The organism is Nocardia sp. NBC_01327, assembly GCF_035958815.1.
Classification (GTDB): Bacteria; Actinomycetota; Actinomycetes; order Mycobacteriales; family Mycobacteriaceae; genus Nocardia.
In genome coordinates, this window is record NZ_CP108383.1 from 6,816,294 (window position 1) to 6,840,062 (window position 23,769).

Annotated in this window: 23 protein-coding genes; 6 read left to right on the plus strand and 17 right to left on the minus strand. The window is 67.3% G+C overall.

Features of this window, described 5'->3' with window-relative positions; all coding sequences use genetic code 11:
* The first annotated feature begins 219 nt into the window (after nucleotides 1–219).
* Genes OG326_RS31480 through idi form a run of 4 tightly spaced genes read left to right on the plus strand, consistent with a single transcriptional unit; the run spans nucleotide 220 to nucleotide 5,026 of the window.
* Nucleotides 220–1,626, plus strand: a complete 1,407-nt coding sequence (locus OG326_RS31480) for a family 2B encapsulin nanocompartment shell protein (RefSeq protein WP_327140763.1) — start codon at nucleotides 220–222, stop codon at nucleotides 1,624–1,626.
* Nucleotides 1,627–1,638: 12 nt separating this feature from the next.
* Nucleotides 1,639–3,522 (plus strand): family 2 encapsulin nanocompartment cargo protein terpene cyclase, encoded by a 1,884-nt coding sequence (locus OG326_RS31485; protein ID WP_327140764.1) that lies wholly within the window; start codon nucleotides 1,639–1,641, stop codon nucleotides 3,520–3,522.
* 56 nt (nucleotides 3,523–3,578) lie between these two features.
* Nucleotides 3,579–4,451 (plus strand): geranyl diphosphate 2-C-methyltransferase, encoded by an 873-nt coding sequence (locus tag OG326_RS31490; protein ID WP_327140765.1) that lies wholly within the window; start codon nucleotides 3,579–3,581, stop codon nucleotides 4,449–4,451.
* Nucleotides 4,448–5,026: an isopentenyl-diphosphate Delta-isomerase gene (idi, locus tag OG326_RS31495; RefSeq protein WP_327140766.1), complete on the plus strand. Its 579-nt coding sequence runs from the start codon at nucleotides 4,448–4,450 to the stop codon at nucleotides 5,024–5,026. The genes OG326_RS31490 and idi overlap by 4 nt, the downstream gene beginning before the upstream one ends.
* Here idi and OG326_RS31500 read toward each other — a convergent pair whose 3' ends face one another.
* The 3 genes from OG326_RS31500 to OG326_RS31510 form a co-directional block, all read right to left on the minus strand.
* Entirely contained in the window at nucleotides 5,027–6,517 is a 1,491-nt protein-coding gene (locus OG326_RS31500) for an NCS1 family nucleobase:cation symporter-1 (protein WP_327140767.1), read from the minus strand. It abuts the gene before it with no gap.
* Between the two features lie 80 nt (nucleotides 6,518–6,597).
* Entirely contained in the window at nucleotides 6,598–7,323 is a 726-nt protein-coding gene (locus tag OG326_RS31505; protein WP_327140768.1) for a GntR family transcriptional regulator, read from the minus strand.
* Between the two features lie 73 nt (nucleotides 7,324–7,396).
* Nucleotides 7,397–7,918, minus strand: coding sequence for a hypothetical protein (locus OG326_RS31510; protein ID WP_327140769.1), 522 nt, complete (start codon nucleotides 7,916–7,918; stop codon nucleotides 7,397–7,399).
* 197 nt (nucleotides 7,919–8,115) lie between these two features.
* On the opposite strand from OG326_RS31510, the gene ilvA reads away from it, so the two are divergent.
* Nucleotides 8,116–9,330, plus strand: coding sequence for a threonine ammonia-lyase (gene ilvA, locus OG326_RS31515; RefSeq protein WP_327140770.1), 1,215 nt, complete (start codon nucleotides 8,116–8,118; stop codon nucleotides 9,328–9,330).
* 49 nt (nucleotides 9,331–9,379) lie between these two features.
* Here ilvA and OG326_RS31520 read toward each other — a convergent pair whose 3' ends face one another.
* Nucleotides 9,380–9,703 carry a DMT family transporter gene (locus OG326_RS31520; protein WP_327140771.1) on the minus strand — a complete coding sequence of 108 codons (324 nt, stop codon included), beginning with the start codon at nucleotides 9,701–9,703 and terminating at the stop codon, nucleotides 9,380–9,382.
* A 264-nt stretch (nucleotides 9,704–9,967) separates the two neighbouring features.
* On the opposite strand from OG326_RS31520, the gene OG326_RS31525 reads away from it, so the two are divergent.
* The gene (locus OG326_RS31525) at nucleotides 9,968–10,147 is read left to right on the plus strand and encodes a hypothetical protein (RefSeq protein ID WP_327140772.1); all 180 of its coding nucleotides are present in this window, start codon (nucleotides 9,968–9,970) and stop codon (nucleotides 10,145–10,147) included.
* Nucleotides 10,148–10,209: 62 nt separating this feature from the next.
* Here OG326_RS31525 and OG326_RS31530 read toward each other — a convergent pair whose 3' ends face one another.
* The 13 genes from OG326_RS31530 to OG326_RS31590 all read right to left on the minus strand — a co-directional run bounded on the left by OG326_RS31530 (nucleotide 10,210) and on the right by OG326_RS31590 (nucleotide 23,769).
* Nucleotides 10,210–10,404, minus strand: a complete 195-nt coding sequence (locus tag OG326_RS31530) for a hypothetical protein (RefSeq protein WP_327140773.1) — start codon at nucleotides 10,402–10,404, stop codon at nucleotides 10,210–10,212.
* 51 nt (nucleotides 10,405–10,455) lie between these two features.
* Nucleotides 10,456–11,877, minus strand: coding sequence for an argininosuccinate lyase (argH, locus tag OG326_RS31535; protein WP_327140774.1), 1,422 nt, complete (start codon nucleotides 11,875–11,877; stop codon nucleotides 10,456–10,458).
* Nucleotides 11,874–12,791, minus strand: a complete 918-nt coding sequence (locus OG326_RS31540; RefSeq protein ID WP_327140775.1) for an SAM-dependent methyltransferase — start codon at nucleotides 12,789–12,791, stop codon at nucleotides 11,874–11,876. The genes argH and OG326_RS31540 overlap by 4 nt, the downstream gene beginning before the upstream one ends.
* 40 nt (nucleotides 12,792–12,831) lie before the next feature.
* A complete protein-coding gene (locus tag OG326_RS31545; protein ID WP_327140776.1) occupies nucleotides 12,832–14,034 on the minus strand; it encodes an argininosuccinate synthase in 1,203 nt (400 codons plus the stop codon).
* 134 nt (nucleotides 14,035–14,168) lie between these two features.
* The gene (locus OG326_RS31550) at nucleotides 14,169–14,696 is read right to left on the minus strand and encodes an arginine repressor (protein ID WP_355128412.1); all 528 of its coding nucleotides are present in this window, start codon (nucleotides 14,694–14,696) and stop codon (nucleotides 14,169–14,171) included.
* On the minus strand, nucleotides 14,693–15,631 hold the full coding sequence (argF, locus tag OG326_RS31555) for an ornithine carbamoyltransferase (RefSeq protein WP_327140777.1): 939 nt from the start codon (nucleotides 15,629–15,631) through the stop codon (nucleotides 14,693–14,695). The genes OG326_RS31550 and argF overlap by 4 nt, the downstream gene beginning before the upstream one ends.
* A complete protein-coding gene (locus OG326_RS31560) occupies nucleotides 15,628–16,830 on the minus strand; it encodes an acetylornithine transaminase (protein ID WP_327140778.1) in 1,203 nt (400 codons plus the stop codon). The genes argF and OG326_RS31560 overlap by 4 nt, the downstream gene beginning before the upstream one ends.
* Nucleotides 16,827–17,744, minus strand: a complete 918-nt coding sequence (gene argB / locus OG326_RS31565; protein WP_327140779.1) for an acetylglutamate kinase — start codon at nucleotides 17,742–17,744, stop codon at nucleotides 16,827–16,829. The genes OG326_RS31560 and argB overlap by 4 nt, the downstream gene beginning before the upstream one ends.
* On the minus strand, nucleotides 17,741–18,952 hold the full coding sequence (gene argJ, locus OG326_RS31570) for a bifunctional glutamate N-acetyltransferase/amino-acid acetyltransferase ArgJ (protein WP_327140780.1): 1,212 nt from the start codon (nucleotides 18,950–18,952) through the stop codon (nucleotides 17,741–17,743). The genes argB and argJ overlap by 4 nt, the downstream gene beginning before the upstream one ends.
* Entirely contained in the window at nucleotides 18,949–20,010 is a 1,062-nt protein-coding gene (argC, locus tag OG326_RS31575; protein WP_327140781.1) for an N-acetyl-gamma-glutamyl-phosphate reductase, read from the minus strand. Before argC ends, argJ begins: the two co-directional genes overlap by 4 nt.
* Nucleotides 20,011–20,100: 90 nt before the next feature.
* On the minus strand, nucleotides 20,101–21,525 hold the full coding sequence (locus tag OG326_RS31580) for a GntP family permease (RefSeq protein ID WP_327140782.1): 1,425 nt from the start codon (nucleotides 21,523–21,525) through the stop codon (nucleotides 20,101–20,103).
* 10 nt (nucleotides 21,526–21,535) lie between these two features.
* A complete protein-coding gene (locus OG326_RS31585) occupies nucleotides 21,536–22,144 on the minus strand; it encodes a bifunctional 4-hydroxy-2-oxoglutarate aldolase/2-dehydro-3-deoxy-phosphogluconate aldolase (RefSeq protein ID WP_327146634.1) in 609 nt (202 codons plus the stop codon).
* 8 nt (nucleotides 22,145–22,152) lie between these two features.
* On the minus strand, nucleotides 22,153–23,769 hold the full coding sequence (locus OG326_RS31590; protein WP_327140783.1) for an N-acyl-D-amino-acid deacylase family protein: 1,617 nt from the start codon (nucleotides 23,767–23,769) through the stop codon (nucleotides 22,153–22,155).

Consider the following 23,769-nt stretch of genomic DNA (forward strand, 5'->3'; position numbering starts at 1 on the left):
CACGGCAGCGATAGCAATGCGCCAGACATCATGTTTATGCATTTCGCTGCGCTCGCACGATTGCGCGATCTACCATCGGTATCGCTGGAACGCACTGTCGCGCTTATCTTTTCACTCATCATGTCTAAAACTCCGCAGGCCCGTGTTCGGACCTGCCGTATCGCCGTGGACTCCACCGCTCGTGCAACGCGGTGGCCCTTAGAAGGTGAGGACCGCAGCATGACCATCGAAATGCCCCTTCAGACTGAAAACGGCCATCGGAAAACCCTCAGTACCACCGCCGCCCACCAGCTGGCGCACACCACCAAATCCGAACCGCAGATGCAGGGCATCAGCTCCCGATGGCTGACCCGCAATCTGCCGTGGACACAGGTCAAGGGCGGTGTGTATCGAGTCAACCGGCGCCTCACCCACACCGTCGGCAACGGCGAGGTCGAATACATCATCAACGGCCCGAACGCCCGGGTCATCCCGCTCGAACTGCAGGAGCTCCCGCAGCTGCGGGGCTTCGAGGACGAGGAGGTGCTCGCCACCGTCGCCGCACGCTTCGAACAGCGCGACCTCCCGCCCGGCACCGTCGTCGCCGAATTCGGCAATCCGATGGATCAGGTGCTGCTGATCGTGCACGGCAAGCTCAGCAAGATCGGCACCGGCGAATACGGCGAGGCCACCAAGCTCGGCATGCTCGCCGGCGGCGACTTCTACGGCGACGAGACGCTGATCGATCCGGACGCCATCTGGCCGGTAACCATCAAAACCGTCACGCCCACCACCGTTCTGGTGCTGACCCGCCCGGCGCTGCTGCAGCTGTGCGACAACATTCCGGCACTGCAGGAGCATCTGTCGGCGGTGGCCAATGTGCCTGCCGCGCCGCAGAACAAATTCGGTGAGGCCGAGATCGTGGTCTCCTCCGGCCACCACGGCGAGCCGATCCTCGACGGCACCTATGTCGACTACGACTCGCAGCCACGCGAATACGAACTCAGCCTCGGCCAGAGCGTATTGCGGGTACACACCCGCGTCGCCGATCTGTTCAACGATCCGATGGACCAGATCGAACAGCAGCTGCGCCTGACCATCGAAGCCATGTACGAGCGCCGCGAATACGACCTCGTCAACAATGCGGACTTCGGGCTGCTCAACAATTGTGATCTCAAGCAGCGCATCTACACCGAGTCCGGCCCGCCGACCCCGGACGATATGGACGAGCTGCTCAGCATGCGGCGCAGCACCAAACTCTTTCTGGCACACCCGAAGGCGATCGCCGCATTCGCCCGCGAGTGCAACAAGCGCGGTCTCTACCCGGATCCGGTGGAGGTCGACGGCCATCGCGTGCCCGCCTGGCGCGGCGTGCCGATCTTCCCGTGCGGCAAGATCCCGGTCAGCGACACCTCCACCACGTCCATCCTCGCCATGCGCACCGGCGAGAAGGATCAGGGCGTCATCGGCCTGCACCAGACCGGAATTCCGGACGAGTACGAACCCAGCCTGAATGTGCGATTCAAGGGGATCGACGATCAGTCGATCATCTCCTACCTCGTCAGCTGCTACTACTCGGCGGCCGTCCTGGTCCCCGATGCGCTCGGCATTCTCGACAATGTGTCGATCGCCCGTCAGTCCGACTGATCGGAGCCGGCCATGTCGGTGCTCTCACGCGCCGCGGCGCCGCCCGCCACCCACGAGGTGGCGGCGGCGGTCGCCGCGCTGCTGAAGTCCTTCGACCCGAATGCGCCGTCCACCCTCGTGCTTCCGGAGGGCCCGGATTCCGTTGGCGCACTCGATGATCCACGACCGGGCGAATCCGATGCCGCCGAGGTGCATCTTTCGCCGAAACGGTTGCTCGGCCCCATGGGGTTGGGGTCCGCGAGCCTGCTGGTGAATCTGCCCACCCTCAAGGCGATCGCGGGAATCGCCGATCAGGCATCCCATCCGAGCACACCCGCCGGTGGCGCGGTACCGGCCCTGCGGCCCGCGACACCGAAACCCGGTGCCGGGCAGCCGCTTCGCCCGATACCCCGGGCGAATACCGCAGGATTCGCGCCCGCACCACCTGCCCCGGCGCGGACCGGGGCGCCGAAAGCCACCGGACGGGCCGCAACCAGCCCGCCGACGGGAGCCGGCTCACCGGCGCGAACCAGCGCGCCGGTGGGAAAAAACACGCCGACGGCCACAAGCTCATCGGCGGCGGCCGGCACTACGGCGGGGCGAATCCCCCTCGGCCCCAGCGGACTCGGTGCTCTGTCGCCGCTCCGCCGACCAGGCGGTTCGGCGCGCGCTCCGGGAACGAAAGCACCCGCAGCGGCGGCGCCGAGTACCTCCGGAGCGGCAGCGCCGAGCATTCCGGGAGTCGCGGCGCCGAGCGCCTCGGATATCGCCACACCGAGGTCCACTCCGCTCGCCGCCCCCGCCGCCACCACGGCGGCGGGGGTGGCTCCGCCCGTCGAGAGCAATGCGGTGCGCACTCGTACACGGCCGATATCGCACGGCCCCAGCGGAATCGGCACCGCGTCCGCCATCCGGACGCAGTCGGCGGGGTCGGCGATTCCGACGCTGTACTGTCCGCCACCGGTGCGGGACGATCCCACGCTCGCGGCGGCGGTCAATACCGGAATCATCGCCTGGGCACAGGAGATCGGGCTGTACGAGGGCCGATTGGACGATCTGCGCAAGGCTGATTTCGGGCGCTTGATCATGCTGGCGCATCCGGACTGCGATGATGCGGACCGGCTGCTGGCAGCGGCCAAATGCGCGGTCTCGGAGTGGTCGGTGGACGACTACTACTGCGAGGAGGACGCCAGCGATCTCGCGCCGGACGGCAGTCACTCGACCGCCACCGCCGAACTCGGGCCCCGGCTCGAATTGGCCGCCGCCGCAATGGATCCGGTGCATCTGCCGATCCAGTACCAGGCCCAGGTCGACAAGGCCATGCAGAGCGATCCGATTCTGCGCGCCTTCCGCACTTCGTTCGAACATCTGTCCCGGTACGCCTCGCCCACCCAGGTCGCCCGCCTGCGGACGGAGATCGCCGGCTGGTTCATCGCGCTGTGCGCGGAGGCCGGTTGGCGGGAGGCCGGGCGGATGCCGCCGGTCTGGGAGTACCTGCTCAACCGGCAGCCGCACAGCTTCCTGCCGTGTATGGCACCCATCGACGCGGTCGGCGGCTACGAGTTGCCTGCCGCGGAATACACCGATCCGCGGGTCCGGCGGGTGGTGACCACGGCCGCACTGGCCAGTCAGATGGTGAACGACCTGTACTCCATGGCACGCGAAGACCTTTCCAACGGAAGGGAATTCAACCTGCCGACGGTGCTCGCCGCCGAGGAGAAGTGCTCACGCCGAGAGGCCGTGCAGCGCACCGCACAGGTGCACGACGAACTGGTGCACCGCTTCGAAGCCGAGGCGGGCGCGCTCGCCGCCGGCGGTTCCGCCGAACTGCGCCGCTTCCTGGGCGGTCTGTGGGCCTGGATGGGCGGCAATCGCGCCTGGCATGCCGACAGTCGGCGGTACAACGAAAGCGATTGATCTCCAAGGTTTTTCAGCTCCTCATCTTCATTCAGCGATCGAGAGGATGATCTGCCATGACCACGTTCCGCCCCGAATCCGAGAGCGTGCTGCACACCGACTATCAGAAGTCGGTCGCCGCCTACTGGAACAACAACCCCAACGATGATCGAGTCAACACCGTGCTCGGCGAGGTGGACGGTCTCTACCACCACCACTACGGCATCGGCGAGCCGGACCTGTCGGTCCTGGAGGGCGCCGAGGACACTCGCCAGGAGCGCCTCGTCCGGGAATTGCACCGCCTCGAAACCGCTCAGGCCGATGTGCTGCTCGACCAGCTCGGCGATGTGCGCCCGGGTGATCGGCTCATGGACGGCGGTTCCGGCCGCGGTGGCACCAGCTTCATGGCCAATCAGCGCTTCGGCTGCCGGATGGACGGCGTCACCATCTCCGAGTACCAGGCCGGCTTCGCCAATGACCAGGCCAAGGAGCGCGGCGTCACCGACAAGGTGCAGTTCCACTTCAAGAATATGCTCGACACCGGTTTCGAGACCGGGTCCATGCGCGGCATCTGGACCAATGAAACCACCATGTACGTGGACCTTTTCGACCTCTTCGCCGAGTTCTCCCGGCTGCTGGAGCCCGGCGGGCGCTATGTCTGCATCACCGGTTGCTCCAATGATGTGTTCGGTGCCCGCTCGGCCTCGGTGAGCTGGATCGACGCGCACTACGGCTGCAATATCCATCCGCGCAGCGAGTACTTCAAGGCGCTCGCCGCCAATAATCTGGTGCCGGTCGCGGTCACCGACCTCACCCCGGCGACCATCCCGTACTGGGAACTGCGCACCCATTCCGAGCTGGCCACCGGTGTGGAGAAGCCCTTCCTGACCTCGTACAAGGAGGGCAGCTTCCAGTACCTGATGATTACCGCCGATAAGGTAGGCCGGTGACCGGCACTCTCGACACTTCCGACGCCACACCGGCAGTCGACCGTGAAGCCCTGCTCGTCGAGCTCGTGGACGAGCAGGGCCGCGCGGCCGGATCGCTGGCGGTGGCGGCGGCCCACACCGCACCCGGCCGACTGCACCGCGCCTTCTCGGTGCTGCTGTTCGACGGGGCAGGGCGGGTACTGCTGCAGCAGCGGGCCGCGGTGAAAACCCGCTTCCCGCGACTGTGGACCAATACCTGCTGCGGGCATCCCGCACCCGGGCAGGCGGTGGCCGAGGCCGCCGCCGTGCGGCTGGGTGAGGAACTGGGAGTGTCGGCCGCGCTGACCGAGGTCGGCACCTTCAGCTATCAGGCGGCGGACGGGCGGACCGGGCGGGTCGAGCACGAATTCGATCATGTGCTGATCGGGCGGCTGATCGGCCAGGATCCGAAACCGAATCCGGCCGAGATCGACGATATCGCCTGGGTGACCGTCGGCGAACTGCGCACCGCGGTCGCCGCGGCGCCCGGCGGGTACACACCGTGGCTGGCTCAGGTCATCGAGCTCGCCGACCGGGCGTACACCGCCGGTCGCTGATTACTGGGTCACGGTCATCGCGAACCGCGAGCTCTTCGCCAGGCCGTAGTACACGACCAGGGCCAGGCCGCAGCCGATGAACCAGCTGTACTGCGCCGCGGTGTACATCCCCGTCACATCCTTGGCCAGCACGGGGAAGACCGCGGCGGCCGCGCCCACCACCGTCGCGATCACCGCGACCGGGTTGAATCCCTTTCGGTACCAGTAACTTCCGGTCTGCGACAGCGTGAACAGGTCGTCGACCACGATAGTGCGCTTGCGGATCAGGTAGTAGTCGGCGATCAGCACACCGAACAGCGGGCCGATGAACGCGCCCAGGGTCTCCAGGGTGTAGTGGATGACCTCGGGGTTGTTGTAGAGATTCCACGGGGTGATGAGCACCGAGCCGACCGCCGCGATCATGCCGCCCATACGCCAGCTGATGCGCTGCGGGCTGACATGGGAGAAGTCGAAGGCCGGGGAGATGAAGTTGGCCACGATATTGATGCCGACGGTGGCGATGGTGAAGGTCAAGGCGCCCAGCACGATCGCGAAGGTGGAGTCGATGCGCGAGACCGTCTCGACCGGATCGGTGATCAGCTTGCCGTAGACCGGAATGGTCAGCGAGGCGGTGATCACCACGAGCAGCGAGAAGGCCAGGAAGTTGACCGGCAGTCCGAGCAGATTGCCGCGGCGCACGGCGGGCATGGACTTGGCGTAGCGGGAGAAGTCACCGAAGTTCAGCATGGGGCCGCAGAAGTACGACACCACCAGGGCGATCGCGCCCAAAATGACCGGCAGCGCATTCCAGCCGTGGTACTTCACCGAGCCGAGCTCCAGATTGATCGAACCCCAGCCGGCCTTGTAGATCAGGTAGCCGCAGAGCGCGAACATCACGACATAGACTGCGGGACCGCAGAAGTCGATGAACCGGCGAATGGACTCCATGCCCTGCCAGAACACCGCCGCCTGCACCACCCAGAGCACCAGATAGGCACACCAGCCCAGCAGTGACAGGCCGAGGAAGCCGTAATCGGAGGCGACCGCGTACGGCGCCAGGCTCGGGAACAGTTTGACGGCGACCACAATCAGCGCCGCCGAGGCCAGGTAGGTCTGAATTCCGTACCAGGCCACCGCGATCAGGCCTCGGATAATGGCCGGAATATTCGCCCCGCGCACCCCGAAGGCGCTGCGGCACATGACCGGATACGGCACGCCGGTGCGCTGACTGGGCGCGGCCACCAGATTGCACAGGAAGTAGACGATGGTGATGCCGACCAGCAGGGCGGCGAGCACCTGCCAGCCGGCCAGGCCGAGCGCGAACAGGCTGCCCGCGGTGACGTAGCCGCCGACGCTGTGCACATCCGACATCCAGAAGGCGAAGATATGGTATGAGCCCCAACGCTGTTCGCGCAGCGGGGCCAGGTCCTCATTGGTGAGCGCGGGGTCGTAAACTGGGGCGGTCACCGTGGGAGGTGTGTCCGCCGTGACGGGTGTGGCGATATCGGTCATGGCGCATCCGATCCGAAGAGCAATGGTGGGCTCAAGGTAGGAACGGGCCGTTGCCCCGCCATTGCACCTCCATTGCCCCCTTATTGCGGTATCGATATATCTTCGGCGGCCACCAGCAATCCGGTATCGGTGGGCAGCGTGGAGATCACCTGCTCGAGCCGCAGGTGGTGGCGGCGGGCGATGGCGAGCAGCCGATCCACATCGCGATCCAGGAACGCGTCGAGCATGAGGTTGTGATCGCCGTGCAGCCGTTCCCGATCGGCGTGCGAGACATGCACCATGGGCTGGATGGGTTCGGTGACATTCCAGGCGGCCTCGAGCATGTGAATGAGCCGGAACAGCCGGGACGGCCGGGTCAGGGCGAGATGGAAGGCCCGGGAGTGCCGATGGTAGGCGACCGGGTCGTCCTCGTGAATTGCCTTCTCCAGCAATTCATTCGCCGCCACCAGCGCGGCCCGGTCCTCGGCGGAGGCGTTGATCGCCGCCATGCTCAGCGCCGCCTCCTCCAGGGTCTGCCGCACGATATACATTTCGCGCAGTTCGGCGGCGGTCAGCTGGGCGACGGCGTATCCGGCGTGCTGCTCATGCGTGACCAGGCCCTCCCCGATCAGGATTTTGAGCGCCTCGCGGACCGGTATGTGGCTCACACCGAACAGTTCCGCGATCTCACGCAGCGGAATCACGGTGCCCGGCGGGGCAGCGCCGTCCAGGATCACCCGGCGCAATTCACCGAGAATGATCTGCGGTCGACCCGGTTGGTCGACCACCAGGGTGGCCAGCAGGGCGGAGCGTCGACGTGGGGGCATACTGCCAAGCTAGGTTTCCCGTGTTGGTTTTCTCGGTCGGTGGTGTCACAACCAGGAAAAGTTGCCGCCGATTTCACCACATACTGGCGGACAATCGGCCCGGGCCGGTGGTAACGCCCGGGCCCATGCAACCCATGACCATAGTCGGGGTCATCATCTCGTATTCGGCGACCACGCGGACGCGACCGCCCTGCCCCAGACCGCCGACCACCTCCATCGGGCCGATCGTGGGCTGCATCATGCCGACCGGCCACGGGCCCCACAGCTTGCTGGTCTCACCGTCCGACCAGAGGATGTCGACGGTGAGCGGGCCGTCCGCCGGATGCATGCAATCCGAGGCCGCCACATGCACTCCCGTGAAGGTGCCGCCGGTGATGCCCGGAACGCCGAGGCAATCCCACAGCCTGCCGACCGAGGTGAAGGTGAGCACGCGGGGCGTCATATCGATGGCGCCGTCCACGGCGGTCCAGCGGAAGTCGCCGCCGGAACAGCTACCGATGGTCGGGACCTCGGCGGCATGGGAGGCCGCGGCCGGGGCGATGCTCACAGCGGCGGCAACGGCGAGTGCGGTCACGATCTTCACTGCATTCGGCACAGCTTCCCTCTCCCGGCGGTCTAGTGGGGCATCGGCGCAGGTCAGCGCGAAATCGAGCAGATGCTCAATCGGTCAGAAGATAGCTCGCGAGGCGGGCTCGGCCCGGGATTGTCCGCCCGGGCCGGGGTCCGTACGCGTGGCGCGACGCGGCGCGGCGGGGACGAGACAGTTCGGTTGACGCCTGGCAGCATGGCGCCATGGACCTGATCGCACGGATCGACGCGGCGGCACACCTGCTGGCACCGGTCATCCGCCGGACCCCGATGGTGGCCTCGCGGGTCATGGCGGAGCGCACCGGGCACGAGGTGTGGCTCAAATGCGAGAACCTGCAGCGGACCGGCTCGTTCAAACCGCGCGGGGCCTACAACCGCATTGCCAATCTGCCGGAGTCCGAACGGCGGCTGGGCGTCGTGGCGGCCAGCGCGGGCAATCATGCCCAGGGGGTCGCCTGGGCGGCAACATCATTGGGCATCGAGTCGACCGTCTTCATGCCGGTCGGCGCGGCGCTGCCGAAACTGGTGGCCACCAAGGCATACGGGGCCACGGTGTATCAGGTCGGCGACACCATCGACGAATCATTGACCGCCGCAAGGGAATTCGCCGAGCAGACCGGGGCGACGCTGGTCCATCCGTTCGATCACCCCGATATCGTGGCCGGACAGGGGACGGTGGCGCTGGAGATCCTCGAGCAGATGCCGGACGTCGGCACGGTCATTGTGCCGACCGGTGGCGGCGGCCTGCTCGCGGGCGTCGCGGGGGCGCTGCAGCAGTTGGCGCCGCAGGTGCGGGTGATCGGCGTGCAGGCCTCGGGTGCGGCGGCGTGGCCCGGATCGCTCGAGGCCGGGAAGCCGATTCGATTGGCGCAGATGATCACCATGGCCGACGGCATCGCCGTGGGACAGCCCGGCGAGGTGCCGTTCGGGCACATTGTCGAATGCGCGCCGACCATTGTGACCGTCGATGAGGATGCGCTGTCGCGGGCGCTGCTGCTGTGTATGGAACGCGCCAAACTCATTGTCGAACCGGCGGGCGCGGCCGCGGTGGCCGCGCTCATGGCCTGCGATCTGGACGAACTCGGTCTGCAGGGTCCGGTATGCGCGATTCTCTCCGGCGGCAATATCGATCCGCTGCTGCTGACCCGGGTGATCGGGCACGGCCTGAGCGCCGCGGGCCGCTACCTCGCCGCTCGCGTCACCCTCTCCGATCGGCCGGGGAGTCTCGGCGGACTGCTCGCCGAGCTGGGACGCACCGGCGCGAGCGTGCTCGATGTGGTCCACTCGCGCACCGACACCTGGCTCGCCATCGACGAGGTGGAAGTACTGCTGACCCTGGAAACCCGCGGGCCCGCGCATCGCGACGAGGTGCTCACCGCGCTCGCGGATGCGGGATACACACTGCGCGTACAGGATTGAGCGTGCCGAAACCGGTACCCACACGAGATTCAGTGCGCCCGAAAACGATTCAGTGCGCCCCGCCGAGCTCCAGTGCCAGTACCCCGACGATCACCAGCCCGATCCCGCCGACCTGCACCATGGTCAGTCGCTCATCCAGGAACAGCGCGCCGATGGTCGCCACCGCCACCACGCCCACGGCCGACCAGATGCCGTACGCGACCCCGATCGCCATTCCCCGCTTGAGCGCCTGCGACAGGAAGACGAAGGCCGACGCGTAGCCGATCACCACGATGATCGACGGCACCAGTTTGCTGAATCCGTCGGAGATCTTCAGCGACACCGTGGCCGTCACCTCGAACGCTATGGCCAGTCCCAGAAACAACAAGGTCATGCCGGCACACTATCGGGCATACCGGGCCCGAAAGGAGATGCCCGGCGTGACGCCGTATGGTTACTGGGACGGCATGTGGATGCCACCGCACTTCCGAGCCGCCTCAGCGCTGAAATACAGAGAGCGCACCTGTGCCGAATTGTCAGCACCGCTGCTGAGCCTTCGCACATTTCCGGCTCCGAACGCCGATCTCCCGCCGCTACGCGGCACTCCGATCTCGACCGGTCATCCGGCGAGTCGGTCATACTCCCCCAGGAGGACCTCGTGTCTGACCACACCGTGAACCCGCAGCCGCAAGCAGCCGATGCCGAAACCGCCGAACGGCCGATGTCGCGCCGCGAGCGCCGGGGCAAGCCTGCTCGCAAGCAGTCGGACGCCGGCCCCATCAAGTCGGGCCGCTTCACCATCCCCGCCACCAAACGGTCGAACTTCGTCAAAGAATGACCCGGCAGAATCACGAATGCCCGCCGTTTCCGCGGCGGGCATTCGTCGTTCGTACAGGATGATCAGCAACCGTCTTCGTCTGTACCGTTCATCAGCCGATCCAATTCACGTGGGTCGAGCCGTTTGAGCTCCGCCTCGAAAGCCCGGTCGTAGTGCCGGTCGTTCGGGTCACCGCCGTAGCGCCGCCGCGACACACGGCCGTACTGCTTCAGGAACGGCTGAATCTCGGCCTGTAGCCGTGCTTCCCGCTTGGACACAAGCGAACCGTAGCCCTCGCATCCGGCGACGGCTACGGGTTTTCGCCGGGTTCAGCGCAGCCAGGTGCGGTGGTCGGCGGCGGTGCTGCGGACTTCCTCGAGCTGCTTGGCCACCTGGACGCCGGCGGTGCCGCCGCGGGCATTGCGGGAGGCGATGGAACCTTCGACGGTGAGGACATCGCGGACCCGAGGGGTGAGGTTCGGGTCGACGGCGGCGAATTCCTCGTCGGTGAGATCGGCGAGGCCGACGCCGCGGGCTTCGGCGGCGCGGACGCAGCCGCCCGCGGCCTCATGGGCGACGCGGAACGGGACACCCTGGCGGACAAGCCATTCGGCGATATCGGTGGCGAGGGTGAAACCGGCGGGGGCCAGCTCGGCCATGCGGTCGGTATGGAAGGTCAGGGTGGAGACCAGACCGGCGATGGCGGGCAGCAGCAGCTCCAGCTGAGCCACCGAATCGAACAGCGGTTCCTTGTCTTCCTGCAGGTCACGGTTGTAGGCGAGGGGTTGGGCCTTCAGCGTGGCGAGCAGGCCGGTGAGGTTGCCGATGAGGCGGCCGGCCTTTCCGCGGGTGAGCTCGGAGACGTCCGGGTTCTTCTTCTGCGGCATGATCGAGGAGCCGGTGGACCAGGCGTCGGCCAGGGTGATGTAGCCGAATTCCGGTGTGCTCCAGATGATCACCTCCTCCGCCATGCGGGAGAGGTCGACGGCGGTCATGGCCAGCACGAAGGCGGCCTCGGCGGCGAAATCACGCGAGGAGGTGGCATCGATCGAATTGGCCGCTGCCGCATCGAAATCCAGGTCGGCGGCGATCGCCTCCGGATCCAGGCCCAGCGAGGAACCGGCGAGCGCGCCGGAACCGTACGGGGAGATGGCGGCGCGCTTGTCGAAGTCGCGCAGGCGATCGATATCGCGCAGCAGCGGATGCGCGTGTGCCAGCAGGTGATGCGCGAGCAGGACCGGCTGCGCGGCCTGCAGATGCGTCTTGCCCGGCATGACGGCATCCGGATGTGCGGCGGCCTGGGCGACCAGGGCGTCGACCACCTCGAGGACGCCCGCGGCGACCCGGCGCACGGCATCGCGCAGCCACATGCGGAAGAGCGTGGCCACCTGGTCATTACGAGAGCGGCCCGCGCGCAGGCGGCCGCCGAGTTCGGTGCCGACCCGCTCGATCAGGCCGCGCTCCAGGGCGCCGTGCACATCCTCATCGGACTCGGCGGGGACGTAGGCGCCCGAGGCCACATCGGCGGCCAGCTGATCGAGTCCGGTCAGCATGGCGGCCAGATCACGCTCGGACAGCAGTCCGGCCTTGTGCAGCACGCGCGCATGGGCTTTGGACGCACGGACGTCGTACGGCGCCAGCACCCAGTCGAAGTGGGTCGACTTGCTCAGCGCGGCCATTGCCGCGGCCGGGCCGGACGCGAATCGTCCGCCCCACAGCGCGCCCTCATTGGTGCTGCCGCCCTGGGTCATAGCGTGTCGTCTCCTCGCGGTCGTATCGCGGTCATCAGGATGTGTGTACTCATATCGGGCCGTGCCGACTCCGGGACGGCGCGGCCGTGGTCCTGCAGCAGGGCGACCGGATCACCCTCGCGCACCAGCCACTGCTGCATGGCGAACCAGCTGCGCGGATCGGTGCGGCCCTCCCACGGATACCAGAGCTGTTCGAGATCCATGCGAATCCCGGCCTTGGCCAAGGCTTCCCGGCGACGTTCGCGCATATCCTTCGACAGTGCGCGGGAACCGGTGCCGATATTCAGCGCCATCCGGCTGCCCGGCGCGCTGAGCGCGGCCACATTCTCCAGCAGCCGGTCCTGCGCATCCCCGGGGAGGTAGCGCAGCAGGCCCTCGGCGAGCCAGGCGGTCGGCTGATCGGGATCGAAACCCTTGTCGAGCAAGGCTTTCGGCCAATCCTGCCGCAGATCGATCGGCACCTCGCGGCGATCCACCTCGGGCACATCATCGGCGAGCGCTGTCGCCTTGAATTCCAGCACCTTCGGCTGATCCAGTTCGAAAACTGTACTGCCGGAAGGCCATTGCATCCGGTACGCGCGCGCATCCAGGCCGGAGGCAAGAATGACGAACTGCCGGACGCCCGCGGTGATCGCCGCGGTGAAGTAATCGTCGAAATACAGCGTCCGGGCGATCAGGAAATTGCCCATCACACCGTTGGTATAGGTGCCGCCGGTCTCGCCACCGCCGGTGAGCGCGGCATCGATGATCGAGTTCCAGCCGTCCGAACCGACCGCGGCCACCAGCTTCGCCGCGTACGGATCGCGGAAGACCGCATCCTCTCGACGGGTCTCGTTGGCCCGCATGGCGGCGACACCGATGGCGGTGGCGCCCACACTCTCCGTGATGTCCCAGCTGTCGTCATCGGTTCGCATGGACGCCTCCTCAGGCCGGTGGATACCCGGTCGCAGGCTACTACTTCTTGCTGAGATCCCGACGCGCCGCAACCTTGGAGGACAGGCCGTGGATCTGCACGAAGCCCTTGGCCAGCGACTGGTCGAAGGTGTCGCCGGCATCGTAGGTGGCCAGGTTGAAGTCGTAGAGCGACTCGTCCGAGCGACGGCCGTTCACGATCACGCTGCCGCCGTGCAGGACCATGCGAACCTCACCGGAGACATGCTGCTGGGTGTCCTGTACGAAGGCGTCCAGCGCGCGCTTGAGCGGGGAGTACCACAGGCCGTCGTACACCAGCTCGCCCCAGCGCTGCTCGACCTGACGCTTGTAGCGGCCGAGCTCGCGCTCGACGGTGACCGCTTCCATCTCCTGGTGCGCGGTGATGAGGGCGATGGCGCCCGGCGCCTCGTAGATCTCGCGGCTCTTGATGCCGACGAGACGGTCCTCGACCATGTCCAGACGGCCGACGCCCTGGCGTCCGGCGCGCTGGTTCAGCTCGGTGATGGCCTCGAGCATGGAGACCGGGCGGCCGTCGATGGCGACCGGAACACCCTTGTCGAAGGTGACGATGAGCTCGTCCGGCGCCTCGAAGTTGACGGTCGGGTCGACGGTGTAGTCGTAGACGTCCTTGGTCGGGGCGTTCCAGAGATCCTCGAGGAAGCCGGTTTCCACCGCGCGGCCCCACAGGTTCTGATCGACGGAGAACGGCGACTTCTTGGAGACATTGATCGGCAGGTTGTTCTCGCCGGCGAACTCGATGGCCTTCTCGCGGGTCCAGGCGTAGTCGCGAACCGGGGCGATGACCTTGAGCTCGGGCGCGAGCGCGCCGATGCCGACCTCGAAGCGGACCTGATCGTTGCCCTTACCGGTGCAACCGTGCGACACGGTATCGGCGCCGTGGTACTCGGCGGCCTCGACCAGGTGCTTGACGATCAGCGGCCGGGAGATGGCCGAGACCAGCGGGTAGCGGCCCATGTACATGGCGTTCGCCTGGATGGTCGGCAGGCAGTACTCATTGGCGAACTCGTCGCGCGCGTCCACCACGATGGATTCGACCGCGCCGCAGTCGAGCGCGCGCTGGCGCACATCGTTCATGTCCTCGCCGCCCTGGCCCAGGTCGATCGCGACCGCGACCACCTCGGCCCCGGTCTCCTTGGCGATCCAGCTGATCGCGACTGAGGTGTCCAGCCCGCCGGAGTAGGCGAGTACGACGCGCTTGGTCATAGTCCGTGTGCTCCTCGATTAGTACGTGTAGGTCGGTTCCCCCGGCGTCCTGCAAATGATTATGCACGATGATGCAATCCCATTCATAACCGGGGGCCCTCGAACAGAAAAGACCTGGCCAGAGCCATGATGGGTCAGGCGAGGAGTTCGATTTTGGTGGCCAGTTCGGCGCCGGTGGTGGGTTCGCGGGCTATGACGGCGATGGTGTCGTCGCCGGCGATGGTGCCGACGATCTCAGGCAGGGCGGCGCGGTCGAGGGCGCTGGCCAGGAAGTGGGCGGCGCCGGGTGGGGTGCGAAGGACGGCGATATTGCCGCTGGAGTCGGTGGAGACCAGGAGGTCGCCGAGGAGTTTGGAGAGGCGTTCGGTGCCGCCGGTTACGCCGCGGACGGGGCTGCCGTCCTCGGGGACCACGTAGACGCCTGCGCCGCCGTCGGCTGCGCGGAGTTTCACCGCGCCGAGTTCGTCCAGGTCGCGGGAGAGGGTGGCCTGGGTGGTGTCGATGCCTTCACCGGAGAGGAGGGCGGCCAGTTCGGATTGGCTGCGAACCTCGTGCTGGGAGAGGATGGCGACTATGCGGGCCTGGCGGCCGGCTCGGGTGCGGGCGATTGCCGCACCTGAGCGCACGGGAGCCGTTGCGGCCGAGCGTCGCTCACCGCTCACCGGGCACCGCCCTGTTTGGCGAGCAGCCAGACCAGCAGGGCCTTCTGGGCGTGTAGGCGATTTTCGGCTTCGTCCCACACCGCGCTGTGCGGGCCGTCGAGGACCTCGTCGGTGATCTCCTCGCCGCGGTGCGCCGGAAGACAGTGCAGCACAGTCACATCGGGGGCGGCATGGGCCAGCAGGGCCGCGTTCACCTGGAAGGGGCGGAAGGGGGCGACGCGGTCGAGGCCGTCGTTCTCCTGGCCCATGGACATCCAGGTATCGGTGACCAGCGCGTCGGCGCCTTCGGCGGCCGCGATCGGATCCGCGGTGAAGGTGATGGTGGCGCCGGTTTCGGCGGCACGCTTCTGGGCGAGCTCGACAATCCACGGCAGCGGCTCGAAACCCGCGGGGGCGGCGATGGTTACGTTCAAACCCGCGGTCACGCCGCCGAGCAGCAGCGAGTGCGCCATATTGTTCGCACCGTCGCCGAGATAGGTGAGCTTGCGCCCGGCGAGATTGCCCTTGCGCTCCTGCAGCGTCTGCAGATCGGCCAGGATCTGGCAGGGATGGAACTCGTTGGAGAGCGCGTTCACGACGGGAACGGTTGCGGCGCCCGCCATTTCGTCGAGCCGGGTCTGCTCGAAGGTCCGCCAGACGATCGCGTCGACATACCGCGAGAGCACCCGGCCGGTATCGGCGAGCGTCTCCTCGCGACCGAGCTGGGTATCACGCCCGTCCACGACCACGGCGTGCCCGCCGAGCTGGGCAATGCCCATTTCGAAGGAGAAGCGGGTGCGGGTGGAGTTCTTCTCGAACATGACCGCGACACCGCGCGGACCGTCGAGCGGACGCCGGGAGAGCGGGGCCTTCTTCAGTTCCGCTGCGATGGCGAGGATTTCGGCCTGTTCGGCCGGGCTCACATCATCGTCGCGCAGGAAATGGCGAATGGTCACTTCTGGTTCTCCTTCTCCACCTGGGCCTGCGCGGCGTCGAGAATGCCGGGGAGGTCGGACAGGAAATTGTCGGCCTGGGTTTCGGTGAGCACCAGCGGCGGCGCCAGCCGGATCACATTGGGCTTGGCGGGATTGATGAGGTAGCCCGTCTCCCGCGCCGCCGCCTCCACCTGAGCCGAGGCGTCGGCGGTGAGCTGGATGCCGATGAGCAGACCCGCACCGCGCACATGATCGATGAGCGGGTGGTCGAGATCGTCGATCCCGTCGACCAGAATCTTGCCGACCTTCTCCACGTGTGCGAGCAGACCCTCCTCGTCGATGGTCCGCAGCACCGCCAAAGCCGCTGCGGCACAGACCGGATTGCCGCCGAAGGTGGTGCCGTGCATACCGGGCTGCAGCAGTTCGGCCGCCGGCCCCTGCGCCAGTACCGCGCCGATGGGCAGGCCGCCGCCCAGCCCCTTGGCCAGGGTGATCACATCCGGCACGATGCCCGCCGCCTGGTGCGCGTAGAACGCACCGGTGCGGCCGATACCGGTCTGCACCTCGTCCAGGATCAGCAGTGCGCCTTGCTGTTTGGTGATGGCGCGCGCCTTGGCTAGATAATCGGCCGGCGGAATGACCACGCCGCTCTCCCCCATGATGGGTTCGAGAAACACCGCGGCGGTATCAGAGTCGACCGCAGCCGCCAGCGCGAGTGCGTCGCCGTAGGGCACGTGCACAACACCGGCGGGCATCGGCTCGAACGGCGTGCGCTTGGCCGCCTGCCCGGTCAGCGCCAGCGCGCCCATGGTCCGCCCGTGGAACGCTTCCTCACACGCGACGATCTTGGTCTTGCCGGTCAGTCGCGCCATCTTGAACGCGGCCTCATTGGCCTCGGTGCCGGAGTTGCAGAAGAACGCCTTGCCGTCCCCGTCGCCGAAGTGCGCGAGCAGCCGTTCCGCGAGTTCGATGACCGGTTCGCTGGCATACAGATTCGACACATGGCCGAGCGTGCCGAGCTGATTGGTGACCGCCTCCAGAATCGCCGGATGCGCGTGCCCGAGGCTGTTGACCGCGATGCCGCCGAGGAAGTCGAGGTAGCGCTTGCCGTCGGCGTCGTAGACGACCGCGCCCGCACCGCGCACCAGCGCGATCTTCGGGGTGCCGTAGTTGTTCATCAGCGCGGAAGTCCACCGCTGCTGAATATCGGCTGTGCTCATGACTTCACTCCGTTCGAACTCGCAACGCCCGCGGGGGTCACCATGGTGCCGATGCCCTCCCCGGTGAACAGCTCCAGCAGTACCGAATGCGGCACCCGCCCGTCGATGACGTGCGCGGTCGGGACACCGCCTTCGACGGCACGCAGGCAGGCTTCCATCTTCGGCACCATGCCCGCATCGAGGCTGGGCAGCAACTCGGCCAGCGCATCGGTATCGATGCGGGTGGTCAGCGAGGACCGGTCCGGCCAATCGGTGTACAGGCCTTCCACATCGGTGAGAATGACCAGTTTTTCCGCGCCGATGCCCTGCGCCAGCGCGGCCGCGGCGGTATCGGCATTGATGTTGTGCACCACACCGTCCGCATCGGGGGCGATGGTCGAGACCACCGGAATGCGGCCCGCCGCAATGAGATCCAGCACCGCATCGGGATTCACCTCGGTGACGTCGCCGACCAGGCCGATATCGGTGGGCGCGCCGTCCACCTCGACGGTGCGCCGGGTGGCGGTGAACAGTCGCGCGTCCTCACCGGAGATGCCGACCGCGTAGGGCCCGTGCGCATTGATCAGCCCGACGAGCTCGCGGCCCACCTGACCGAAGAGCACCATGCGCACCACATCCATGACCTCGGGCGTGGTGACGCGGAAACCACCGCGGAACTCACCTTGCAGGCCAAGCTTTTTCAGCATGGCGCTGATCTGCGGGCCGCCGCCGTGCACCACCACCGGATGCACGCCCACGGTGCGCAGGAAAGCCATATCGGCGGCGAAGGCCCGCTTGAGGTCCTCGTCGATCATGGCATTGCCGCCGTATTTGACGACCACCACCTTGTCGCGGAACTTCTGCAGCCACGGCAGCGCATCGGCGAGCACATGCGCCTTGTCCAGCGCCGAAAGCTGTTCGCGCACCGAACTCATGAGCTGTAGGCCGAATTCTCTTCGACGTATCCGTGCGAGAGATCGGTGGTGCGGATGGTGGCCTCACCGTCGCCGAGTCCGAGGTCGACCAGCACCTGGATATCGGCGCCGGACAGATCCACATCGCGTGCGCCGGGGGCGCCCATGCCATTGACGCACACCGGATATCCGTTGAAGGACACCGAAATCTTGTCCGCCTCCAGCTCGATCGGTGCGATGCCGATGCTCGCCAGCACGCGGCCCCAGTTGGGGTCGGAGCCGAAGAACGCCGTCTTGACCAGGCTGTCGCGGGCGAGGGCACGGGCGCCGATGAGCGCCTCGTCCTCGCTGATCGCGCCGCGCACGGTGATGTGCACCCGCTTGGTCACACCTTCGGCATCGGCCATGAGCTGCTCGGCCAGATCGTCGCAGACCGCGAACACAGCGGCATCGAGGTCGTCCTGGCTGGGCGCGACACCGCTCGCGCCATTGGCGAGCAGCAGCACAGTGTCATTGGTGGAGCAGGAGCCGTCGACATCGAGCCGGTCGAAGGTCAGGGCGGTCGCCTTGCGCAGCGCCGCGTCCAACTGGGCGGGCGTGGCGACCGCATCGGTGGTCAGCACGATGAGCATGGTCGCCAGCGACGGTGCGAGCATGCCCGCGCCCTTGCCCATACCGCCGACGTTCCACTTGTCCTGATGGTGGAACGCCACCTCCTTCGGCACGGTATCGGTGGTCATGATGGCCCGTGCGGCCTCCGCGCCGCCCGAGAGCCCGCCACCCATTTCGCGCACGATCTCGGTGACGGCGGGCAGCAGCTTGTCCATGGGCAGCCGGTCGCCGATCAGACCCGTCGAGCAGACCGCGATCTCGCCCGCCCCGGTCTCGGTGCCCCAGTTGCTCAGCGCCTTCGCGAGCTCCTCGGCGGTGGCGTGCGTGTCCTGGAAGCCGCCGGGACCCGTACAGGCATTGGCCCCACCGGAATTCAGGATGACCGCGCGCAGCCGGCCGGTCGTGAGCACCTGCTGCGACCACAGCACCGGTGCGGCCTTCACCTTGTTGCGGGTGAAGACGCCGGCCGCCGAATACTCCGGTCCCTCACTGAATACCAGTGCCAGATCGGGCTTTCCACTGACCTTGATGCCCGCCGTGATACCGGCCGCGCGGAACCCCAGCGGTGCGGTGACGCCCTGGGTCCGGACCAGCTTGCCGACAGAGGTTGAAGTCACGGTGCCACTCCTACGGTGGAAAGTCCTGCGGTCTCGTCGAATCCGAGAGCCAGATTCAGGGATTGGACAGCCGCGCCCGCGGTGCCCTTGGCCAGATTGTCGATGGCGCCGATCACCACCAGCAGTCCGGCGGCCTCGTCCACGGCCACCTGCAGGGTGACGGCATTGGATCCCAGGACCGAACCGGTCTGCGGCAGTACGCCTTCGGGCAGCAGGTGCACGAAGGGCTCATCGGCATACGCTTTTTCGTAGACGGCGCGGGCCGCGGCGGCATCCACGCGCGTCGGAGCGGTGCAGGTGGCGAGAATGCCGCGCGGCAGCGGAGCCAGCACCGGGGTGAAGGACACGGCGACGTCGATACCGCCTGCGGCGGCCTTCAGGTTCTGGGCGATCTCGGGAGTGTGCCGGTGCGCGCCCGCGATGCTGTAGGCACGCAGCGAGCCCATGACCTCCGAACCCAGCAGGCCCACATCGAGTTTGCGGCCCGCGCCCGAAGTGCCGCTCACGGCAACAACATTCACATTCGGCTCGATAATGCCCGCGGCAATGGCCGGGGCCAGCGCGAGACTCGACACCGTCGGGTAGCAGCCCGGCACCGCGATCCGGGTCGCGCCGCGCAATTGCTCCCGCGCACCCGGCAGTTCCGGCAGACCGTACGGCCAGCTGCCCGCATACGGGGTGCCGTAGTACCTCTCCCAGGCCGCACCGTCGGTGAGCCGGAAATCGGCACCGCAGTCGATGATGACGGTCGATTCCGGCAGCGCCTGGGCAATGGCCGCGGACTGCCCGTGCGGCAGGCCCAGGAACACGATGTCGTGCCCGGCCAGCTCCTCCACGGTGGTCGGGCCGAGGACCCGATCGGCCAGCGGCAGCAGATGCGGTTGCAACGCCCCGAGCAGGCTGCCCGCATTGGATCCGGCGGTCAGCGCCCCCAACTCGAGACGCCCGCTTCGATAGGCTGGGTGTCCGAGCAGCAGTCGCAGGACTTCGCCGCCCGCGTACCCGCTCGCACCAGCGACCGCGACCCGCAGCGTGGGTCCACTAGAGGTATCCGCCATGTGATGATTATGCACGATTGTGCAAGCTCATTCACAGCGGGGTCCGGCAGACCGCGGCCACAGCGGTCTACCGTCCCCGGTCGTCGCAGGTCAGGCCACAAAAGCGAACAGCACCGCCGCCACCGCGAAGCTCACCACCGACAGCACCGTTTCGAGCACCGTCCAGGTCTGCAGCGTCTGCTTGACCGTCAGATTGAAGAACTTGGAGATGATCCAGAAACCGCCGTCATTGACGTGGCTCAGCACAATCGAGCCCGCGGCAATGGACATGGCGATCAGCGCCAGCGCCATCTGCGAGTAGTCGTGGCCGACCACCAGCGGCGCGACGATGCCACCGGTGGTGACGATGGCCACGGTGGCCGAGCCCTGGGCGATGCGCAGGCCACAGCTGATGATGTAGGCCAGCACGATCACCGGAAGCCCTGCGGCGGACATGGTTTGGGCCAGGGCCGTGCCGATTCCGGTGGCGGAGATGACCTTTCCGAAGAACGCGCCCGCACCGACCACCAGCAGCAGCATGCCCACCGGGCGCAGCGATTCAGCGGTGAGGGTGCTCAGTTCCTGCACGGTCTGCCCGCGCCGCAGACCCAGCACGTAGAAGGCGGTCAGCACGGCGATGAGCAGGGCCACGGCGGGCGTACCCAAGAAGGTGAGCACCTCCAGAGGCTGCGAATTCGCCTGCAGCAGTTGGCTGCCGAAGGTCGCGCCGAGAACCAGGACCAGCGGGATGCCGATAATGCCGCCGATGAGCGCCACCGACGGCGGCGGGCGCACCGCCGTGGCCGTGGTGGTGCCGGGGCCGTCACCGGCCGGTTCGGCCACCAGGAACTCCGCGGGCACCTCGACCTTGACGCGATTGCCGATCCAGCTGCCCCAGACGATGCCGGCGGCGATGAATCCGGGTATGCCGCAGACGAATCCCATGAGAATCAGCCAGCCGAGGCTGACGCCGAGCAGACCGCCCAGCGATACCGGACCCGGATGCGGCGGCAGGAACGCATGCGTCATGGACAAACCCGCGACCATGGGCATGGCATAGCGCACCAGCGACCCGCCGCCGCGCTTGGCGGCCACATAGACCAGCGGCGCGAGCACGAAGATCCCGATATCGAAGAACAGCGGGATGCCGAAGATGAGGCCGAGCAGACCCATGGCGACGGGCGCGCCCTTCTCCCCGAAGGCCCGCAGCAGCCGGTCGGTCAGCACGTCCGCGCCGCCGGAGCGTTCCAGGATCGCGCCGAGCACCGTGCCCAGCCCGATGATGACGGCGATATGCCCGAGAATGCCGCCGAAGCCCGTCTCCAGCAGGGAGTCACCGGATTTCATCGGCGTGCCGACGATCTTCGAGACCGGCAGGCCCGCCGCGAGGGCCAGGCCCAGGCTGGTGAGCAGCAGGGCGATGAACGGTTCCAGCTTGATCCGGATGATCGCGAAGAGCAGGACCGCGATGGACAGACCGCAGAGCACCAGCAGTCCGGGGGTGGTGGTGCGCAGCCAGTCGACTGTGGCGCCCATGGTGTACCTCTCAGTTCAAAGAGCGAACGAACGATGCCGCCCGCGTGGCGATGTCGGCCCAGCGCCCGGCCGCGACATCGGCGGGTGCGACCACATCGGTTCCGGCGGTGACCGCTACCGCGCCCTGTGCCAGGAAGTCGGCGGCATTGCCCGCATTGACCCCGCCGGAGGGGATCAATTGCGCTTCGGGAAAGGGCCCGCGCAGGTCCTTGAAATAGCCGGGGCCGAAGGTGCGGGCGGGGAAGATCTTCACCGCCGCCGCGCCCAGATCCATGGCCCGCATGACCTCGGTGGGCGTCAAAGCGCCCATGACAACCGGGATTCCGCGCCGCGTCGCCACCTCGGCCACCTCCGCGCACAGCCCGGGCGTCACCAGGAATCGCGCGCCGCTGTCGATGGCGGCGGCGGCCTGCTCACCGGTGAGCACGGTGCCCGCGCCCATGACCCCACGTCCGGCCTCGGCGGCCTTGCGCAGGCAGTCCAGCATGCCCGGGGTGGTGAAAGTCAGTTCCACGGCGCGGATTCCGGATCCGGCGAGCGCCTCGGCGAGCGCGACCGGATCGGGAATCTCCGGCGCCCGCACCACGGTGAGTACACGATCGGCGCGAATGACGTCCATGGCGGAGGTCAACGGGTCTCCTTCCGAGACGTATTCATGCGCAGGGCGCGACCGGCCCGCACATCGGTGGGTGTGCCTGCGTCAATGGCGAATTCACCATTGACGAGGACGTAGGGAATGCCGTGCGCCTGCTGCTTGGGGTTGTCGAAGGTGGCGGTATCGGCCACCGTGCGCGGGTCGAACAACACCAGATCGGCGGCGTAGCCCGGCCGGATCAGTCCGCGCTCGCGCAGCCGGAGCCGCTGTGCGGGACGGCCGGTGAGGTGGTGCACGCACTCCTCGAGCCCGAGCACGCCGAGCTCGCGCGAGTAGCGGCCCAGGTAGCGGGGGAAGGTGCCCCAGGCGCGCGGATGCGGCCGCTCCCCCACCAGCAGTGCGTCACTGCCGCCCATATGCCGCGAGTGCCGCATGATGGCGCGCACGTTCTCCTCGTGCCCGACATGCTGAAGGATGGTGGTGGCCAGCTGATCTCGGGTCAGCAGATCGAAGAACACCTCGACCGGCGGCATATCCCACTCGGCGGCGATCTCGTGCACGGTGCGCCCGATACAGCGATCGAGTTCCCGGTTCGCGACACCGCTGATCTGAATGGTCTCCCAGTCGACCACCACGCCGTGGCAGCCGTCGGAACCGTGCACAGTGACATCGGTCGCGATGCGCAATCGGGTCGGCAGATCGGCAATGCGCTCGAGCGCCGCATCGGGTCCGCCGGACATGGCCCAGCTGGGCAGCAATGCCGACAGTGTGGTGGAGCCGGGCAGATACGGATAGGTATCGAGGCTGATATCGCAGCCGTCCGCGAGGGCCGCATCGACCAGGGCGAGGAATTCCGGTGCGCGCCCGCGATTCACGCCGAAGTTCATGGTGGCGTGCGTGAGATGCAGTGCGCAGCCGGTGCGCCGGGACAGTTCGATCATCTCGGCGTAGGCCTCGAGCGCGCCCGCGCCGTAGGAGCGGGTATGCGGCGCGTAGAAGCCCCCCGCTTCGGCCACCACCTCGCACAGGGCGGCGAGTTCCGAAGTGCCGGCATACATTCCGGGCGTGTAGGTGAGTCCGCTGGACATGCCGACCGCGCCCTCGGCAAGGGCCTGCGCGAGCAGTGCGCGCATCCGGTCGATCTCGGCGGCGGTGGCGGCGCGCTCATGACTGCCCACCACCATCAGGCGCAGCGTGCCCTGCGGCACCAGGTACGCGGCATTGGGTGAGATGCGCGCGGAATCCAGGCGGTCCAGATATTCGGCGACGGTGCGCCAGGAAAAGTCGAGATCGGCGGGATTGCCGTTCCACCCGGCGATCTGACGACGCACCACGGCCAGCGCCGCATCGTCGATGGGCGCGTAGGAGAGCCCGTCCTGTCCGAGAACCTCGGTGGTGATGCCCTGGCTGAGTTTGGCGAAGTGCCCCGGTTCGGTGAGCAGGTGCAGATCCGAATGCGCGTGCATATCGATGAAACCCGGTGCCAGCGCCAGGGTTTCACCCTCGTCGATGGTGCGTGCGGCGCCGGTCACTGTGCCGGGCGCGGCGATTCGCGTGATCAGCCCGCCGTCCACGACCACATCGCCCCGGTACCGGTTCGAGCCGGTGCCGTCGATGATGTCGATATCACGAATCAGTAAGTCGGCCAT

Bases quoted from the DNA above. Each gene is read 5' to 3' on its own strand.
- OG326_RS31480 (WP_327140763.1), top strand. From the start codon at position 220: ATGACCATCGAAATGCCCCTTCAGACTGAAAACGGCCATCGGAAAACC.
- OG326_RS31485 (WP_327140764.1), top strand. From the start codon at position 1,639: ATGTCGGTGCTCTCACGCGCCGCGGCGCCGCCCGCCACCCACGAGGTG.
- OG326_RS31490 (WP_327140765.1), top strand. From the start codon at position 3,579: ATGACCACGTTCCGCCCCGAATCCGAGAGCGTGCTGCACACCGACTAT.
- OG326_RS31500 (WP_327140767.1), bottom strand. From the start codon at position 6,517: ATGACCGATATCGCCACACCCGTCACGGCGGACACACCTCCCACGGTG.
- OG326_RS31505 (WP_327140768.1), bottom strand. From the start codon at position 7,323: ATGCCCCCACGTCGACGCTCCGCCCTGCTGGCCACCCTGGTGGTCGAC.
- ilvA (WP_327140770.1), top strand. From the start codon at position 8,116: ATGGACCTGATCGCACGGATCGACGCGGCGGCACACCTGCTGGCACCG.
- OG326_RS31520 (WP_327140771.1), bottom strand. From the start codon at position 9,703: ATGACCTTGTTGTTTCTGGGACTGGCCATAGCGTTCGAGGTGACGGCC.
- argH (WP_327140774.1), bottom strand. From the start codon at position 11,877: ATGACCCAGGGCGGCAGCACCAATGAGGGCGCGCTGTGGGGCGGACGA.
- OG326_RS31540 (WP_327140775.1), bottom strand. From the start codon at position 12,791: ATGCGAACCGATGACGACAGCTGGGACATCACGGAGAGTGTGGGCGCC.
- OG326_RS31545 (WP_327140776.1), bottom strand. From the start codon at position 14,034: ATGACCAAGCGCGTCGTACTCGCCTACTCCGGCGGGCTGGACACCTCA.
- OG326_RS31560 (WP_327140778.1), bottom strand. From the start codon at position 16,830: ATGAGCACAGCCGATATTCAGCAGCGGTGGACTTCCGCGCTGATGAAC.
- argB (WP_327140779.1), bottom strand. From the start codon at position 17,744: ATGAGTTCGGTGCGCGAACAGCTTTCGGCGCTGGACAAGGCGCATGTG.
- argC (WP_327140781.1), bottom strand. From the start codon at position 20,010: ATGGCGGATACCTCTAGTGGACCCACGCTGCGGGTCGCGGTCGCTGGT.
- OG326_RS31580 (WP_327140782.1), bottom strand. From the start codon at position 21,525: ATGGGCGCCACAGTCGACTGGCTGCGCACCACCACCCCCGGACTGCTG.
- OG326_RS31585 (WP_327146634.1), bottom strand. From the start codon at position 22,144: ATGGACGTCATTCGCGCCGATCGTGTACTCACCGTGGTGCGGGCGCCG.
- OG326_RS31590 (WP_327140783.1), bottom strand. From the start codon at position 23,769: ATGGCCGACTTACTGATTCGTGATATCGACATCATCGACGGCACCGGC.